At 72.1% G+C, this 15,329-nt stretch carries 17 protein-coding genes and 4 tRNA genes; 9 read left to right on the plus strand and 12 right to left on the minus strand.

The genetic code is table 11. From position 1 onward, the window contains the following. Nucleotide 1: 1 nt before the first annotated feature. The 4 genes from ASD18_RS13320 to bcp form a co-directional block, all read right to left on the minus strand. On the minus strand, nucleotides 2-1,489 hold the full coding sequence (locus ASD18_RS13320) for a non-reducing end alpha-L-arabinofuranosidase family hydrolase (protein ID WP_056092664.1): 1,488 nt from the start codon (nucleotides 1,487-1,489) through the stop codon (nucleotides 2-4). A 71-nt stretch (nucleotides 1,490-1,560) separates the two neighbouring features. Next, entirely contained in the window at nucleotides 1,561-3,048 is a 1,488-nt protein-coding gene (locus ASD18_RS13325) for an endo-1,4-beta-xylanase (RefSeq protein ID WP_056092665.1), read from the minus strand. Nucleotides 3,049-3,312: 264 nt separating this feature from the next. Continuing rightward, nucleotides 3,313-3,395 (minus strand) — tRNA-Leu (locus ASD18_RS13330). 22 nt (nucleotides 3,396-3,417) lie between these two features. After that, the gene (gene bcp, locus ASD18_RS13335) at nucleotides 3,418-3,885 is read right to left on the minus strand and encodes a thioredoxin-dependent thiol peroxidase (RefSeq protein ID WP_056092669.1); all 468 of its coding nucleotides are present in this window, start codon (nucleotides 3,883-3,885) and stop codon (nucleotides 3,418-3,420) included. Between the two features lie 87 nt (nucleotides 3,886-3,972). On the opposite strand from bcp, the gene ASD18_RS13340 reads away from it, so the two are divergent. The 3 genes from ASD18_RS13340 (at nucleotide 3,973) to ASD18_RS13350 (ending at nucleotide 4,699) form a co-directional block, all read left to right on the plus strand. Beyond that, nucleotides 3,973-4,269, plus strand: a complete 297-nt coding sequence (locus ASD18_RS13340) for a co-chaperone GroES (RefSeq protein WP_056093629.1) — start codon at nucleotides 3,973-3,975, stop codon at nucleotides 4,267-4,269. Between the two features lie 78 nt (nucleotides 4,270-4,347). Then, nucleotides 4,348-4,560, plus strand: coding sequence for a hypothetical protein (locus tag ASD18_RS13345; RefSeq protein WP_056092674.1), 213 nt, complete (start codon nucleotides 4,348-4,350; stop codon nucleotides 4,558-4,560). Between the two features lie 66 nt (nucleotides 4,561-4,626). Further along, nucleotides 4,627-4,699 (plus strand) — tRNA-Lys (locus ASD18_RS13350). Between the two features lie 54 nt (nucleotides 4,700-4,753). On the opposite strand, the gene ASD18_RS13355 is transcribed toward ASD18_RS13350, so the two are convergent. Continuing rightward, nucleotides 4,754-5,239, minus strand: coding sequence for a DinB family protein (locus ASD18_RS13355; protein WP_056092675.1), 486 nt, complete (start codon nucleotides 5,237-5,239; stop codon nucleotides 4,754-4,756). Nucleotides 5,240-5,367: 128 nt separating this feature from the next. On the opposite strand from ASD18_RS13355, the gene ASD18_RS13360 reads away from it, so the two are divergent. Further along, the gene (locus ASD18_RS13360) at nucleotides 5,368-6,858 is read left to right on the plus strand and encodes an NAD(P)/FAD-dependent oxidoreductase (protein ID WP_056092680.1); all 1,491 of its coding nucleotides are present in this window, start codon (nucleotides 5,368-5,370) and stop codon (nucleotides 6,856-6,858) included. Nucleotides 6,859-6,909: 51 nt separating this feature from the next. On the opposite strand, the gene ASD18_RS13365 is transcribed toward ASD18_RS13360, so the two are convergent. The 3 genes from ASD18_RS13365 to ASD18_RS13375 all read right to left on the minus strand — a co-directional run bounded on the left by ASD18_RS13365 (nucleotide 6,910) and on the right by ASD18_RS13375 (nucleotide 9,439). Continuing rightward, on the minus strand, nucleotides 6,910-7,914 hold the full coding sequence (locus tag ASD18_RS13365; RefSeq protein ID WP_056092683.1) for a glycine betaine ABC transporter substrate-binding protein: 1,005 nt from the start codon (nucleotides 7,912-7,914) through the stop codon (nucleotides 6,910-6,912). A gap of 72 nt (nucleotides 7,915-7,986) precedes the next feature. Beyond that, nucleotides 7,987-8,763, minus strand: a complete 777-nt coding sequence (locus tag ASD18_RS13370; RefSeq protein ID WP_056092687.1) for an ABC transporter permease — start codon at nucleotides 8,761-8,763, stop codon at nucleotides 7,987-7,989. A gap of 1 nt (nucleotide 8,764) precedes the next feature. After that, the gene (locus ASD18_RS13375) at nucleotides 8,765-9,439 is read right to left on the minus strand and encodes an ABC transporter permease (protein WP_056092691.1); all 675 of its coding nucleotides are present in this window, start codon (nucleotides 9,437-9,439) and stop codon (nucleotides 8,765-8,767) included. Between the two features lie 27 nt (nucleotides 9,440-9,466). Between ASD18_RS13375 and ASD18_RS13380 the strand changes: the two genes are divergently transcribed. The 3 genes from ASD18_RS13380 to ASD18_RS13390 all read left to right on the plus strand — a co-directional run bounded on the left by ASD18_RS13380 (nucleotide 9,467) and on the right by ASD18_RS13390 (nucleotide 11,656). After that, on the plus strand, nucleotides 9,467-10,564 hold the full coding sequence (locus ASD18_RS13380; RefSeq protein ID WP_082574044.1) for an ABC transporter ATP-binding protein: 1,098 nt from the start codon (nucleotides 9,467-9,469) through the stop codon (nucleotides 10,562-10,564). Next, a complete protein-coding gene (locus tag ASD18_RS13385) occupies nucleotides 10,561-11,478 on the plus strand; it encodes a RimK family alpha-L-glutamate ligase (protein WP_056092698.1) in 918 nt (305 codons plus the stop codon). The genes ASD18_RS13380 and ASD18_RS13385 overlap by 4 nt, the downstream gene beginning before the upstream one ends. A 102-nt stretch (nucleotides 11,479-11,580) precedes the next feature. Next, nucleotides 11,581-11,656: transfer RNA gene (locus tag ASD18_RS13390), tRNA-His, on the plus strand. A gap of 52 nt (nucleotides 11,657-11,708) precedes the next feature. Here ASD18_RS13390 and orn read toward each other — a convergent pair. Beyond that, on the minus strand, nucleotides 11,709-12,380 hold the full coding sequence (gene orn / locus ASD18_RS13395) for an oligoribonuclease (RefSeq protein WP_056092701.1): 672 nt from the start codon (nucleotides 12,378-12,380) through the stop codon (nucleotides 11,709-11,711). A gap of 71 nt (nucleotides 12,381-12,451) precedes the next feature. Here orn and ASD18_RS13400 point away from each other — a divergent pair, with 71 nt between their 5' ends. Further along, nucleotides 12,452-13,165 carry a phosphatase PAP2 family protein gene (locus tag ASD18_RS13400; protein ID WP_056092704.1) on the plus strand — a complete coding sequence of 238 codons (714 nt, stop codon included), beginning with the start codon at nucleotides 12,452-12,454 and terminating at the stop codon, nucleotides 13,163-13,165. Nucleotides 13,166-13,169: 4 nt separating this feature from the next. Here the strand turns inward: ASD18_RS13400 and ASD18_RS13405 are convergent, their stop codons facing one another. After that, entirely contained in the window at nucleotides 13,170-13,418 is a 249-nt protein-coding gene (locus tag ASD18_RS13405; RefSeq protein ID WP_056092707.1) for a hypothetical protein, read from the minus strand. A 127-nt stretch (nucleotides 13,419-13,545) separates the two neighbouring features. Next, nucleotides 13,546-13,737, minus strand: a complete 192-nt coding sequence (locus ASD18_RS13410; RefSeq protein ID WP_056092710.1) for a hypothetical protein — start codon at nucleotides 13,735-13,737, stop codon at nucleotides 13,546-13,548. A 161-nt stretch (nucleotides 13,738-13,898) separates the two neighbouring features. On the opposite strand from ASD18_RS13410, the gene ASD18_RS20810 reads away from it, so the two are divergent. Continuing rightward, entirely contained in the window at nucleotides 13,899-15,272 is a 1,374-nt protein-coding gene (locus tag ASD18_RS20810) for an APC family permease (protein WP_082574092.1), read from the plus strand. Here the strand turns inward: ASD18_RS20810 and ASD18_RS13425 are convergent. After that, a tRNA-Arg gene (locus ASD18_RS13425) sits at nucleotides 15,234-15,306 on the minus strand. The genes ASD18_RS20810 and ASD18_RS13425 overlap by 39 nt on opposite strands. Nucleotides 15,307-15,329 lie beyond the last annotated feature (23 nt).

Here is a 15,329-nt window from a genome sequence, read left to right on the forward strand (position 1 = left end):
GCTACCGCTGGAGGGTCAGCAGACCCGGGCGGTACGGGAGCAGGCCGTAGTCCCCGCCGGAGCTGGGGGAGCGGCCCTGGTACAGCAGCTGCAGGTTGCAGGGGTCGACGGTCATCGTCTGGTCGTTGCTCGAGCGGATGAGCTCACCGTGGCTGATGTCGTTGGTCCACGTCGCGCCGCTGTTGGCCTTGCCCGCGAACGGGTTGCCCTCGGTCGCCGCCTGCGGCGTCCACGAGCCGGAGAGGCTGGTGGCGGTGAACGAGCGGAAGTACCGACCGTTGGCACCGATCGCCTCGACGATCATCAGGTACTGGTTCTGGCCCTTGACCTTGTACACCTGAGGCGCCTCGAACAGGTTGTTCGTGGAGTCGCTCATGATGGTGGTGTACGACGAGCCGAAGCTGCCCGGGAAGTTCCCGATGGGCATGCTCGCGCGGTAGATCTTCCCGTTGTCCCCGGCGAAGAACAGGTACATGTTCGTGCCGTCGCCGATGACCGTCTGGTCGATGGGACCGGTGCCGGAGCCGCTGATCGACCCGGAGAACAGGGTGCTCGCAGCCGACCAGCCGTTGGCGTTCGTCGGGTCGCTCGAGGTCCGGTACATGAAGGCGGACGGACCCCACTGGTAGGTGAGCACCCAGATGTTCTTCGGGGCGAAGTAGAAGAGCGACGGGGCCACGGTCGCGGACGACATGGCGTTCTGCGAGGCGGAGCCCATGTCGGGCCAGCTGGAGAACAGGCTGAAGTTCATCGAGCCCCACGACGAGCCGAAGTCGTGGGTCGTCGCGTAGACGAGGTGCCGGCCGTTGTACTCGGCCGTGGTGAAGTCCTTGAGCGAGGCCCAGCCCGACCTCGGCGTGGCGAGCACACCCGTGGAGCTCCACCGGTAGCTCGACGGGAGGGTGCACGTGCCCGTCGGCGGCGGTGTCGTCGGTGTGGTGCCGCCGAGCCGGACGAGCTGCCACTGCTGGTTGGCGCCGTTCCAGTCGGAGTACTGGACGACGTTGGCGCCGTCGGCGGTGGAGGCGCCCTGGACCTCGACGGCCTTGCCGCTGTTCCGGCTGATCAGCTGGATGTAGCCGTCGATGTCCTGGATGCTGAACTGCTGGTTGGTGGAGTTGGCGTCGGTCCACTGGATGAGGGCGGCACCGTCCGCGGTGGACCGGTTGGAGACGTCGAGGACCTTGCCCGACAGCCGTGACTTGAGCCGGTAGTAGCCGCTGCCCGAGTCGACGAACTGCCACTGCTGCTGGGCGCCGTCGTTGCGGGTCCACTGGGCGATGCGTGCGCCGTCGTTGGTGGCCAGGTTGTACACGTCCAGGGCCTTGCCGCTGTTGCGGTTGACCAGCACGTAGGACGCGGAGGTGTCGATCGATGCGGCGCTCGCGGCCTGTGCGGTGAGCACGGCGACCGTGCCGGTCAGCGCCACGCTCAACGCGACGAGCCACGCCTCCCAGCGATGCCGCGTCTCTCTCGGGCTTCTTCTCATGCGTCCCACTCCTTCGGGGGTCGTGGAGGTGGGGCGCCCGGTCGGCACCCCACCCCCGCTACGGGTGTCGGTCATCCGACGCGGACGAGCTGCCACTGCTGGTTGGCGCCGTTCCAGCTGCTGTACTGCACGATGGCGGCGCCGTCGGCCGTCGAGGCCCCCTGCACCTCGAGGGCCTTGCCGCTGTTGCGGCTGATCAGCGTGGCGTACCCGTTCGAGATCGTGGCCCGCCACTGCTGGTTGGTCCCGTTGTTGTCGGTCCACTGCACGATCGCGCCACCGTCGGCCGTCGACCTGCCGGAGACGTCCAGGTTCTTGCCGGAGAGCCTGGACCTGATCTCGTAGTAGCCGTCACCGGTGCTGGTGAACTGCCACTGCTGCTGGTTGCCGTCGTTGCGGGTCCACTGGGTGATCCGGGCACCGTCGGCGGTGGACAGGTTGTACACGTCGAGCGCCTTGCCGCTGTTCCGGTTGACCAGCACGTACCAGGCGGAGGTGTCGATCGAGGTCGAGCCACCGCCACCGCCACCGCCGCCGCCCGCGTTGAGGGCGTTCAGGACGGAGGTGTAGGCCGCCTTCTTGTTGCCGGACGAGTCGAAGAGCAGCGGGTTGGCCCCCGTGCGCCACGAGTCGGAGTCGCGCACGCCCCACACGGTGATGCCGGTGCACCGCGACACGGCGAGGCAGGCGTTGGTCACGGCGGCGTACATGTTCGCCTGGTTCCCGCCCTGCTGGATGTCGAGCTCGGTGAGCTGGACGTCCACGCCGAGGTCGGCGAAGCGCTGCAGGTTGGCCTGGAAGTCGCCGGGAAGGCTCGTGCCGAGGTGCGCCTGGAAGCCCACGCAGTCGATCGGGACGCCGCGGGACTTGAAGTCGCGGACCATGGTGTAGACGCCCGTGGACTTCGCGTTGATGCCGTCGGTGTTGTAGTCGTTGTAGCAGAGCTTGGCGCCGGGGTCGGCGGCGCGGGCGGCGCGGAACGCCGCCTCGATCCAGTCGTTGCCGGTGCGCTGCAGGTTGGAGTCGCGACGGCTGCCGCGACCGTCGTCGGCGAACGCCTCGTTGACCACGTCCCAGGCGTAGATCTTGCCCTTGTAGTGCGTGGCCACCTGCGTCACGTGGTTGAGCAGCGCGCTGCGCAGGGCGCTGCCGGACATGTTCTGCATCCAGCCCGGCTGCTGCCCGTGCCACGCCAGGGTGTGGCCGCGCACGCGCTTGCCGTTGCTCAGGGCCCAGTTCAGGATGCGGTCGCCGCTGCCGTAGCTGAACTGGTTCTGGCTCGGCTCGGTCGCGTCCATCTTCATCTCGTTCTCGGCCGTGATCATGTCGAACTCACGGTTGGCGATCGTCGAGTAGGTCGAGTCGCCGAGCCTCCCTGCGGCGATCGCGGTGCCGTAGTACCGACCCTTCTCGGCCGCCGACGCGCCGAGCGTCGAGGCCGCCTGCGCCGGGTTCGCCAGCGCGACGAGCGTGGTCAGGATCAGTCCCGTGGTGGCGACGAGCGCGGTTCCTCGTCGTCCCCATCCGTGGCGGTGCGGCTGTTCGGGCGTCGTGCGCATGATGACTCGCTCTCTGTCGGGACCAGCACGCCGGCATGTCGGCTCGCCTCCGCCGACGTGTCGTCGTCGACACGGAGGAGGCAGCGTTGTTAGCGCTCACATCTGCGTGGCAGCCAAGCTCGGAGTTGAGGTGGTTCGCCGGAAAAGTAGCGAGATTTACACCGGTGTACAACGAGTTCGACGCACGCGGAACGTTTAACCCCAGACACACGGAAGCTCCCGGCAGGATCGCGTCCTGCCGGGAGCTGTCCCAAGCCTTCCCTGTGCGGGAGACGGGAGTCGAACCCGCACGCCCTCTCGGGCACCAGGACCTAAACCTGGCGTGGCTGCCGTTTCACCACTCCCGCGCAGCGGAAGTTTCCCACAGGCTCACGCGACCTTCAGGTCCCGGCGCAGCTTGGCGACGTGACCGGTGGCCTTCACGTTGTACTGCGCGAGCTCGACGCGGCCCTCGGCGTCGACGACGACGGTCGAGCGGATGACACCCGTGACGGTCTTGCCGTAGTTGAGCTTCTCGCCCCACGCGCCCCACGCCTCGAGCACGGCGTGCTCCGGGTCGGAGCCCAGCGGGAACGTCAGGTGCTCCTGCTCGACGAACGCCGCCAGCTTGTCGACGGTGTCCGGGGAGACGCCGACGACCGCGAAGCCGGCGCCCTGCAGCGACGCGAGCGAGTCGCGGAAGTCGCAGGCCTGCGTCGTGCACCCGGGGGTCATCGCGGCGGGGTAGAAGTACACGATCACCCGACGACCGCGCAGGTCGGACAGGGTGACGGTGCCACCGTCGGCGGTCGGGAGCGTGAAGTCGGGGGCGAGGTCGCCGACGGCGAGACGGGGCACGTGAACTCCTGCACTGCGAGATGGTGGGGTGCGGTCAGCCTACGTCGCACGGGTACCGTCGGACGCGTGAGCGACCTCCCGATCCGCATGCTGAACGACCGTCTGCTCGTCTCGCTGGACGGCGAGGCGGGGGAGCGTCGGTCGTCCGCGGGCATCGTCATCCCCGCCACAGCCGTCGTCGGGAAGCGGCTGTCGTGGGGCGCGGTCGTCGCCGCCGGCCAGCACGTGCGGCAGGTCGAGGTGGGGGACCGGGTGCTGTTCGACCCCGAGGACCGCGCCGAGGTGGAGCTCGGTGGGGCGACGTACGTGCTGCTGCGGGAGAAGGACGTGCACGCCGTGGCCGAGCCGCGCGGCACCGGCGAGGGAACCGGTCTGTACCTCTGAGCGTTCTCCGTCTTGCACTGCCTGCACTCTGGTGGTGCCATGAACAGCGGGACACGGTCCCCGAGGAGGTCGACCCCCATGACCACGCACGAGCCCACACCAGTCCCCGTCGACGACGCCGCGGACGTGCAGCCGGTGCGCGACCTGCTCGCCGAGCACGTCCCGCTGGCCCTGATCGTCGACCTGGTGACCCCCGAGGCCACCTCGGCAGAGATCCTCGAGGCCGAGGGGCTGCCCGACGACGCATGGTGGGAGAAGGACTCGACGGCGTCCGACACGGGAACCGCGTGACGGTCGTCACGACGGTCGATGTCGATTGGCAGATCGGGCGGTCGGCCTGCTAGCGTTCTCAACCGCGCGCCATTAGCTCAATTGGCAGAGCAGCTGACTCTTAATCAGCGGGTTCGGGGTTCGAGTCCCTGATGGCGCACCGGAGAAAGGCCCCTGATCAGCGGAAACGCTGATCAGGGGCCTTTTCGCTTGCCTACTCGCCGACCGACCCGTCGATCGCCTCCCGGATCAGGTCCGCGTGCCCGTTGTGGCGCGCGTACTCCTGCAGCAGCTTGACCACGTACCAGCGGACGGTGCGCGTCCCGGCAGGGTCGCCGAGGTCCGCATGCGCCGCCAGCAGGAGGTCGGCCTCGGCCCGGACCTCGTGCCAGCGCGCCACCGAGTCGCCCGCCATCGTCGCGTCCAGACCGAGGATGTCGCCGTCGGGGTCCTCGTCCGTGCAGTACAGGAGCCCGGTGTCGACGCCGCTGAGCGCGCGGACCAGGTAGTGGTCCTCCATCTCCGTCAGGTGCCGCACGAGGCCGAGCAGGGTGAGGTCGGACGGCGGCGTCGACGTGATCACCAGCTGCGCGTCCGAGAGGTCCGCGCACTTGGCGGCGAGCGCGTCGCGGTGGAAGGCGAGCCAGCCGAGCAGCACGCCGCGTTCGTCGGTGGCCTCGGGTTCCGGTGCACGATGCATGAGCGCATCGTCCCGCCCGGGCAGCCCACGGGCCACCCCGCGCTGCGTAGCCCCGTCGAGCGCGCCACGATAGGCCGAGGTCCCCGGCGGTCGGTGCCGGGGGGCGATGCTGACGGACGGAGCCGGAGATGGCGGAGCAGGCGCAGGAGTTCGACGTCGTGGTGGTCGGCGGCGGCGCGGTGGGCGAGAACGTGGCGGACCGCGCGGGACGGACCGGGCTCAGCGTCGCGCTCGTCGAGCACGCCCTGGTGGGGGGCGAGTGCTCGTACTGGGCCTGCATGCCGTCCAAGGCGCTCCTGCGACCCGGCGCGGCGCTCGCGGCCGCCCGTGGCGTCCCGGGTGCCGCGGGAGCGGTGACGGGCGACGTCGACGTCGCGGCGGCGTTCGCCCGGCGCGACGAGATCACGCACCACTGGGACGACGGCTCCCAGGTCGACTGGGTCCGGAGCACCGGGATCACCCTCCTGCGGGGACATGCACGGTTCACCGGGCCGCGGGCGCTCACGGTCGAGGGCGACGACGGGCCGGCGCAGGTGACCGCCCGGCACGCCGTCGTCGTGGCCACCGGGTCAGCGCCGGTGCTCCCGTCGGTCGAGGGCCTCGCGGAGCTGCCGCCCTGGACCAGCCGCGAGGCGACCTCCGCGCAGCAGGTGCCGGCACGGTTGGCCGTGCTCGGCGGCGGCGTGGTGGGCGTCGAGATGGCCACGGCGTTCGCCGACTTCGGCAGCGCGGTGACACTGATCGTGCGTGGGGACCGGCTCCTGGCGGGCGCGGAGCCGTTCGCCGGCGAGGCGGTCGCGACGTCGCTGGCCGACCTGGGGGTCACGGTCCGGTTCGGTGCCGAGACCCGGTCCGCGCGCCGCGAGGCGGACGGCGTGCACCTGGACCTCGGCACCGGTCAGGACCTGGTGGTCGACGAGGTGCTCGTCGCGACCGGTCGGCGACCGCGGACCACCGAGCTGGGCCTCGAGACGCTCGGGCTCGAGCCGGGGAAGGCGGTGGCGGTCGACGACGCCCTGCAGGCCACCGGGGTCGACGGCGGCTGGCTGTTCGCCGCCGGCGACGTGTCCGGACGGACGGCGACGACCCACCAGGGCAAGTACGACGCCCGCGTGGTCGGCGACGTGATCGCCGCGCGGTTCGACCCGCGGTCCTCGGCGGCGGACTCACCCGACGGCGCCACGCCGGGCGACCGAGCGCTGGCGGCCGCCGACGAGCGTGCCGCGGGTCCGTGGAGCCGCTACCGGGCGACCGCCGACCTCGGGTCGGTGCCGCAGGTCGTGTTCTCCCGGCCGGAGGTCGCGTGGGTGGGACTCACCGAGGAGGCCGCACGGAAGAAGGGCCTCGACGTGCGCGTGCTCGGCTACGACCTCGAGAACGTGGCGGGCGCGAGCGTGTTCGCCGCGGACTACGCCGGTCACGCGCAGCTGGTGGTCGACGACGCCCGGGGGGTGGTCGTCGGCGCCACGTTCGTCGGGCCGGAGGTGGCCGAGCTGCTGCACGCCGCGACGATCGCCGTGGTCGGGGAGGTGCCCCTGGAGCGCCTGTGGCACGCGGTGCCGTCGTACCCGACCGTGAGCGAGGTCTGGCTCCGGCTGCTGGAGACAGCGGGCCTCTGAGCATGGCGAAGGGGGCGGACCCAGTCAGGTCCGCCCCCTTCGTCCGTGCGATCAGCTGTCCGCGGCGAGCGACCCGTCGCTCGAGAGGACGAGGCCGATGGCGGCCTCACCCTGACGCACGGCCTGGCCGATCAGGCCGAAGTCGTAGGACTTGAAGTCCGCGAACTCGATCCCGTACGTCTCCTCGAGGCCCAGCTGGCAGAACGGGCGCTCGGGGCACTCGGCCGGACCGGCCAGCACCAGCCCGCCGCAGTTCTCGGCGAGGTCGGACAGGGTGGTCAGGTCGTGCTCGGTGGCGAACTCGCTGGTCACCGCGAACGCGTTCTGGTCCTGCGCGGTGGACGGGGCGCCCACGGTCAGGCCGGCGGCGTCCGCGAGCGGGGTCAGCGCGGTCACCGTCTCGTCGACGTCGGCGGAGGCCACCGACGCGGCGTCGGCACCGTTCTGCTGCGCGTTGAGGAAGTCCGCGAGCGTCGCCGCGTACTCCGGGACTGCCGTGAGCGTGCCGTCGGTCAACGCCGGCAGGTACGTCTCGCGGTTGCCGATGGTGCGCACCTCGACCGTGTAGCCCGCGGTGCGCAGGACGGCCGCGTAGATCTCCGCCAGCGTCGCGCTCTCGGAGAAGTTGGCCGCACCGATCACCAGCGACGCACCCGCACCCGACGCCTCCGTCGCGGCGAGGCCCTCGGTGTCCACGAACTCCTCCGCGACCTCGCTCGACGTGCGGCGGTCGATGTCGACGGCCTTGTTGAGCTCGATGAGCTTGTCCGTGTCGAGGGCGGCCGAGACGGTGTCGAGCAGCTCGATCACCGACGCGTTCGCCGCGGCGGCGGCCTTGTTGACGGCCGGGATGATGTTGTCGGCGTTCTGGAGGCCCTTGTCGTCCTCCAGGACGACGAGCTTCTCGCCGGCGATCGGGTCGCACGTGGCGAGCCCGGACGAGCCGGAAGTTGTCGGGTCGGCTTCGCCTCCGCCCGAGCCAGGGCTGCCACAGGCGCCGAGCGCCAGGGCGGCGACGGCGATCAGGGTCAGGGTGGTGGAGCGTCTCGCTCGCATCGTGCTCTCCTCGGGGAGTCAGCAGGGGGCGGGAAGGGTCCCGGTGACGGACAGAAGGTCCCGCCGACGAGGTCAGGACGTTGTGCCCGACCTATTCGATCCACTGGTCGCGGGCTCGGCAAGCCCTGGGGATGTGACGCGTGCCCGGCGTGTGCGCCGGGACGGCGTGTCGGACGTGTCCCGGGCCAGCGCTCGCAGGCCCGGGGGAGTGAGCAGGTACTGCGCGATCGCCAGCAGGCCCTCGGCGAGCAGGCACAGCCCGGCGACGAGGATGCCGCCCGCGAGCACCTGCCCGTAGTCCTGGGTGCCGAAGCCCGTGACGACGATGGTGCCGAGACTGCGTCCGCCCACCAGCGCCGCGAGCGGGACGGTCGCGAGCACCTGGACCGCCGCGGTGCGCACGCCGGCGGCGATGAGCGGCACGGCGAGCGGGAGCTCAACAGCCCACAGGCTGCGTCCGCCGGACATGCCGACGCCCCGGGCGGCGTCCCGGACGTCGGCGTCGACCTCCCCCAGCCCCGTCACCGTGTTGGTGAGCAGGGGCGGGACCGCGAACACGGCGCACGCGAGGACGGTGGCCGTGTTGCCGAACCGCCCGCTCGCCGCCAGCAGGGTGAGCAGGGCGAGCGTCGGCAGCGCCCGCGTGGTGTTGGCGACGACGACACCGACCGTCGCGCCGCGGCCCCGGTGCCCGAGCCAGAGGCCCACGGGAAGGGCGACCACCGCGGCCAGGAGCACCGCGAGCACCGACACGACGATGTGGTCGCGCGTGAGCGCCAGCACGCCGTTGCGACCGACCCAGTTCAGGGGGTCGTTCAGCCAGACGAACGCGTCGGTCAGGGTGTCCACGTCACACCGGCCTCTCGACGCGCGCCCACGGGGTGATCCGGCGCCCGACTCCCGCGATCACCAGGTCGCACACCAGCGCGAGCAGGAGGCAGAGCACCGTGGACGTCATGATCTCCGCGTGGTAGTTGCTGCGGAAGCCGCGGAACATCAGCTGCCCCAGCCCGCCGTAGCCGACGACGACACCCACGGTGACGAGCGCGACCGTGGTGACCGTGGCCAGCCTGAGCCCGGCGACGATGCTCGGCAGGGCCTGCGGCAGCTCGACCGCGAACAGCAGCCGCGACCGGCCGTACCCCATCCCGCGCGCCGCGTCCCGGACCGCAGGATCGACGCCCTGAAGCCCGACCAGCACGTTGCGGGTGAGCACGAGCAGCGCGTAGGACACCAGGCCGATGAGCACCGTGGTGCGCCCGATGCCCGTGTACGGCGCCAGGATGGCGAAGAGCGCCAGCGACGGCACCGTGTAGAGGACGCCCGCGACGCCGAGCACCGGGCCGGCCAGCCGCGGTCTCAGGTGGGCCAGCGCGCCGAGCGGCAGGGCGAGCACGAACGCGATGACGACGGCCTGCAACGTGAGCGAGGCGTGCTGCTCGAGCGCGCGCCCGATGTCCGCGGCGTTGCGCTCGACGTACTCCCACGAGAACCACGGGTTGGGTGGAGCCTCGGCCAGACGCATGCGGCGAACGTACCGGGGGCCTGTGACATGCGCAGTCTGACCCTGCGGGTGTGGGACCGGGCGACTAGCGTCCTGGGGGTGGCAGAGGACCCGGCGATCGCCTTCGAGCACGTGAGCAAGTCCTACGCGTCCGACCGCGGGCGCGGGGAGTCCGGCGCGGCCGTCGACGACCTGTCGCTGGCGGTGCGGCCGCACGAGGTGCTGGTCCTGGTCGGCCCTTCGGGCTGCGGCAAGTCCACCACCCTGCGCATGGCCAACCGTCTGGTGGAGCCGACGTCGGGGCGGATCATGCTCGAGGGCGAGGACGTGACCACGGTCGACCCCGTGGGCCTGCGCCGGCGGATGGGCTACGTGATCCAGAACGTCGGGCTCTTCCCGCACCGCACGGTCGCGCAGAACGTCGCCACCGTGCCGGGCCTCGTCGGCTGGGACCGCAAGAGGACGGCCGCGCGCGTCGACGAGCTGCTCGACCTGGTGGGCCTGGACCCCGACCGGTACGCCCGCCGCTTCCCGCACGAGCTCTCCGGTGGCGAGCGTCAGCGCGTCGGGGTCGCCCGCGCGCTGGCCACGGACCCCCCGGTGCTCCTCATGGACGAGCCGTTCGGCGCGGTGGACCCCGTGGGCCGACGCCGGCTGCAGAACGAGTTCGCCCGGATCCAGCGCACCCTGGGCATCACCGTGATGCTGGTCACGCACGACATCGACGAGGCGGTCCGCATGGCCGACCGCGTGGCGGTGCTGAGCACCGGCGCGCACATCGAGCAGCTCGCGTCGCCGCTCGACATCGTCGCCCGACCCGCCACCCCGGCCGTGGCGGACCTCGTCGGGCGCGGCCGCACCGCTCGTCTGCTCGCGCTGGGCCGCCTGGAGCGCGCTGACCTCGACCCTTCCGTGCAGGACGGCGGGACCGGTCCGGCGCTGGCCGTCGGGGCGGAGCTGGGCGACGTGCTCGACGCGCTCGTCGGCGCGGACGGGCCCCTGGCGGTGCAGGACGAGCAGGGTCGGGTCGTCGGCAGCGCCACCGCCGCCACGGTCGTGCGTGCCCTCGACCGGCTCACGGAGCGGGCAGAGGAGACGGACGCCACAGCGGACGCGGACGCGGCCGTCGGTACGCTGCGCAGGTGACCACCCCCACCGCACGCCTGGCCCTCGCGACCTGCGCCGAGCTCCCGGAGCTCGACGCCGACGACCACGCCCTGCGCGACGCGCTGCTCGAGCGCGGTGTCGCCACGGACGTCGTGGTCTGGGACGACCCGACCGTCGACTGGGGCACCTACCCCCATGTCGTCATCCGCTCCACGTGGGACTACACCGACCGCCCGGCGCAGTTCGCCGACTGGACGCGCAAGGTGGAGCGCACCAGCACGCTGCTCAACCCCGCGTCGGTCGTCGGGTGGAACATCGACAAGACCTACCTGCGCGACCTGGAGAAGGCCGGCCTGCCGATCGTCCCGACGATCTGGCTGGACCCCGAGCGCAACCTCGACTCCCGCGCCATCCACACGCGGTTCCCGGCGTTCGGCGACTTCGTCATCAAGCCGACCGTCAGCGCCGGCTCGCGGGACACCGGCCGGTACGACGCCGGGGTCACGCAGCAGCGCTCGCTCGCCATCACGCACGCCAAGAACCTGCTGAGCGTGGGCCGGCGCGTGATGATCCAGCGGTACTTGCGCAAGGTCGACACGGTCGGTGAGACAGCGCTGGTCTTCATCGAGGGTCAGTTCAGCCACTCGGTCCGCAAGGGCGCGCTGCTCGCCGGCCCGTTCCGCGAGGAGCAGGTGCTGTACCGGGACGAGACCCTCACCTCGCGGGACGCCAGCGACGCGGAGCGCGAGCTCGCGGAGCGCGTCGTGGCCGCGCTGCCGGGGATCGCCCCGGGTGCCGACGGACCGCTGCTCTACGCCCGCGTGGACCTGATCCAGGACGACGAGGGCCACCCCGTGGTGCTCGAGGTCGAGCTCACCGAGCCGTCCCTGTTCTTCGCGCTCTCGGAGGGTTCCGCCGGGCGGTTCGCCGACGCGATCGCCGCGCGGCTCTGACGTCGGCGGGCAGTGGCCGAGGCCACTGTCTGCCGGTTCCAGAAGTGCTCCCAGCCTCGGGTACACTTCTCGACGCCCCGGCGTACGCGTCGGGGGATCGTGGTGGCTATAGCTCAGGTGGTAGAGCACCTGGTTGTGGTCCAGGGGGTCGCGGGTTCAAGTCCCGTTAGCCACCCCATCGCGTCGGGCGTCGACCATCTGGTCGGCGCCCGTCGCCGTTCCCGGGGGCGTCAGCCCTCCGACAGCAGGGCGCCCTTGACCGACGTCGCGACGACCTCGGCGGCGATCTTCTTGGCGGCCGCCGAGTCGGGGCCGGGCTGGGCCGGGAGCAGGGCCGCGCGGTAGTACCGCAGCTCGTCGATGCTCTCGAGGATGTCCGCGAGCGCCCGGTGGCCGCCGTTCTTGCGCGGCGAGGCGAAGTACACGCGCGGGTACCAGCGGCGGGCGAGCTCCTTGATCGAGGACACGTCGATCACCCGGTAGTGCAGGTGCCCGACGAGCTCGGTCATGTCGCGGTCCAGGAACGCCTTGTCGGTGCCCACGGAGTTGCCCGCCAGCGGGGCCTTGCCCGGGTCCGGCACCCAGGTGCGGACGTACTCGAGCACCTTGGCCTGCGCGTCCTCGATCGTGGTGCCGCCAGCGAGCCCCTCGAGCAGGCCCGAGGTGGTGTGCATGGTGCGGACGAAGTCGTTCATCTGCTCGAGCGCCTCGGGCGGCGGGGAGATGATCACGTCGACGCCCTCGCCGAGCACGCGCAGCTCCGAGTCGGTGACGACCGCGGCGACCTCCACGAGGGCGTCCGCGCCGAGGTCGAGGCCGGTCATCTCGCAGTCGATCCAGACGATGCGGTCGCCGCTCTCCTGTCCGGTCGTGGCGGGCGGGGGCGTCGGCGTGCTGGTCACGCAGGTCAGCCTAGGGGGCGTCCGCGCGTCCTGCGTTCGTGCGCCGGGCGTGCCGCGGTTAGCGTCGACCGATGACCGACGACGTCGCACGCACGCCGCCCCGCCTCCCGACTCTCGCTGCACTGTGGTCGCGGCCCGCGCTCTGGGCATGGCTGCCGGGCATCGTGCTCGTCGTCGGCGGGCTCGCGGTGTTCTTCGGCGTGCTCGACACGGTCCGCGAGAAGGACGACCTGTCGAGCCTGGACCAGCCCGTGCTGGAGTACCTGGTGGCGCACCGCACCCCCGGGTGGACGGGGGTGCTCGCGGCGATCACGTTCGTCTCGGGTCCCACCGTGCTCCCGATCCTCGTCGCGGTGGCGTGCGGCGTCTGGGCTCTCGTGCGGCGGGCGTGGTGGCGTCCTGCGCTGCTGGCGGGGGCGATGGTCGCGTCGACGCTGATCAGCCTCTCGGTCAAGGGCCTGGTGGGACGTGAGAGGCCGCCCGCGGACACGATGTTCGTGCCGGGTGCGGAGACGACGGCGTCGTTCCCGTCCGGGCACACGATCGGCACCGCGACGCTCCTGCTGGTGGCCACCTACCTCGTCTGCAGCCGGAGGCCGACGGCGCCGCGGCTCGTCGCGTGGGGGCTGGCGACGCTGGTCGGGACGACGCTCGTGGCGCTCAGCCGGCTCTACCTCGGCTACCACTTCCTCACCGACGTGGTCGCGGCGGTGGCGCTCGCGGTGGGGGTGGTGGGCCTGGTGACGATCGTCGACCGTCTGCACACGGGCCCGCCGCCCGCCTGAGGTGCTACCCGGCGTGGTCGTGGCCGGGAACCGTCGAGGCCAGCCACGCGGCGATCGGGACGATCACGGCGACGGCCCCCGCGATCCAGAGGCTGGCGGTCCACGAGGTGCCCGCCCAGCGCAGCACGACGAGCGTGCCGCCGCCTGCGGCCACGCCGAGCCCGACGCGCTCGAGCCAGAGGACGACGAGCCGGGCGAGCCGCCTCCGCGGGGGCAGCTCCTGCGCGGCGTCCGGGGTGGCGTGCCGGCCCATCAGCGACGCCCGGGGTGCCGCGGGTGCGGGCAGTCGGACGGCGGCATGGCGACATGGTGGCACGCATGACGGCGGGCGCGGACCGGAACCCCTGGTGGGGATCGGCCCGCGCCCGCTGCGGTGTGGGTCAGTGCGCGCTGACGGCGTCGACGAGGGTCGTCGAGCGGGTCGTCGCGCGCCGCGGATCCGGAGGTCGACCGATGCTCTCGGCCGGCTGTCTGACGTGCCGCGCGGCTGCGCGGACGCGTGCCTGGTGGGACTGAGCGAGGCGCTGGGAGTGGTCCTGGCGCGCGAGCTCGAGGGAGATGGTCGGGTTCACGGTGTGCTCCTGAGGCATGGCTGTGCCCGGGCGGGATGCCCTGGCTATCGGTGGTGTAGGAGTACTCGACCACGCGCCTGATACCGCCGTCACATGATTTTTCGGCCCCTTTCGTCCTGTTTCCGGTGGCGGGATCTCGACGGACGGAGCCCGTCTGCCGGATGGATCGTGTGGGTGGGCCGGGGGAGGCTGCAGGGGTGCCCACTCCCGCGATCGCTGCCCCGTCGGTGGTCGTGGGCGAGCAGCCGCGGATCGGGCTGGCCCTCGGGAGCGCGCTCTACATCGCCTCGGTGCTCGGCACCGGGATCCTGCTCCTGCCCAGCCTCGCCGCGCGCGCGGCCGGTCCGGCCTCGTTGGTGGCGGTCGCGGCGGTGCTCGTCGCGAGCGTTCCGCTGGCCATGACGTTCGCCGCCCTGGCCACCCGGCACCCCGACTCCGGCGGCGTGGCGACCTACGTGCGCCTCGCTCTGGGTGCCACCGCCGCGCGGATGACCGGGTACTGGTTCTTCTTCGGCGTCTGCGCCGGGGCGCCCGTGGTGGCGCTCCTCGGCGCGCAGTACGTGGTCGCGATGCTCGGCGGCACCCAGACGCAGGTGTACCTCGTCGGCGTGGCGTTCCTGGTCCCGCCGCTGGTCACCAACGCGGTCGGTCTGCGCCTCGCCGGACCGGTCCTGCTCGCGCTGACCGGCGCGCTCGTGGTGCTCGTCGTCGGGGTGGTCGTCGTGTCCTTGCCGGCCTCCGACCCCTCGACGCTCGTGCCGTTCGCGCCGCACGGCTGGGCCGGTGTGGGGGCCGCCGTGAGCCTCTTCGTCTGGGCGTTCGCCGGGTGGGAGGCGGTCACGCACCTGGCGGGGGAGTTCCGGGACCCGCGGCGGACCATCCCGCGGGCGACCGCGATCGCGCTGGTCGTGGTCGGCGTCGCGTACCTGGCCCTGCAGTACGTGACCGTCACGGTGCTCGGCGACGAGGCGTCGTCGTCGCAGGTGCCGCTGATGGACCTCGTCGACGTGCGGCTCGCGGGTGCGGGCCGGGTGGCGGTGGCCGTCGTCGCGGCGATCGTCACGCTCGGGGTGCTCGGGACCTACCTCGGCGCCTTCGCCAAGCTGGGGGCGTCGCTCGGCCGGGACGGTGACCTGCCGCGCTGGGTGGCGCGCGGGGCGCAGCCGGGCGGGGTGCCGCGCCGGGCGCTGCTCGTGGTCGCCGCGCTGGTCACCGTGTACTTCGTCATCACCGTGGCGACGGGCGGGGACCTGGAGCCGTTCGTGCTCGTGCACACCAGCTGCATGGTCGCCATCTACGCCACGGGCACGGCCGCAGCCGTCCGGCTGCTCGACCGGGGGTCCGCGGGGTGGTGGGCGGCCGTCTGCGCGTGCGTCCTCGCCGCCGGGCTGGCTGCGCTCGCGGGGTGGCACCTGTTGGTCCCGCTGGGCCTCGCCGTGGTCGCGGTGGCGGTCGGTGCGGCCCGGGCGAGGGGCGGCTCGACCGCGGTGGATGGGCGCCCCCGGCAGGACTCGAACCTGCAACCGACGGATTAGAAGGCCGTTGCTCTATCCGTTGAGCTACGGGGGCCGGACGTGCGCCCACAGCCTAAC

It is taken from the genome of Cellulomonas sp. Root137, from assembly GCF_001426725.1.
Lineage (GTDB): Bacteria > Actinomycetota > Actinomycetes > Actinomycetales > Cellulomonadaceae > Cellulomonas.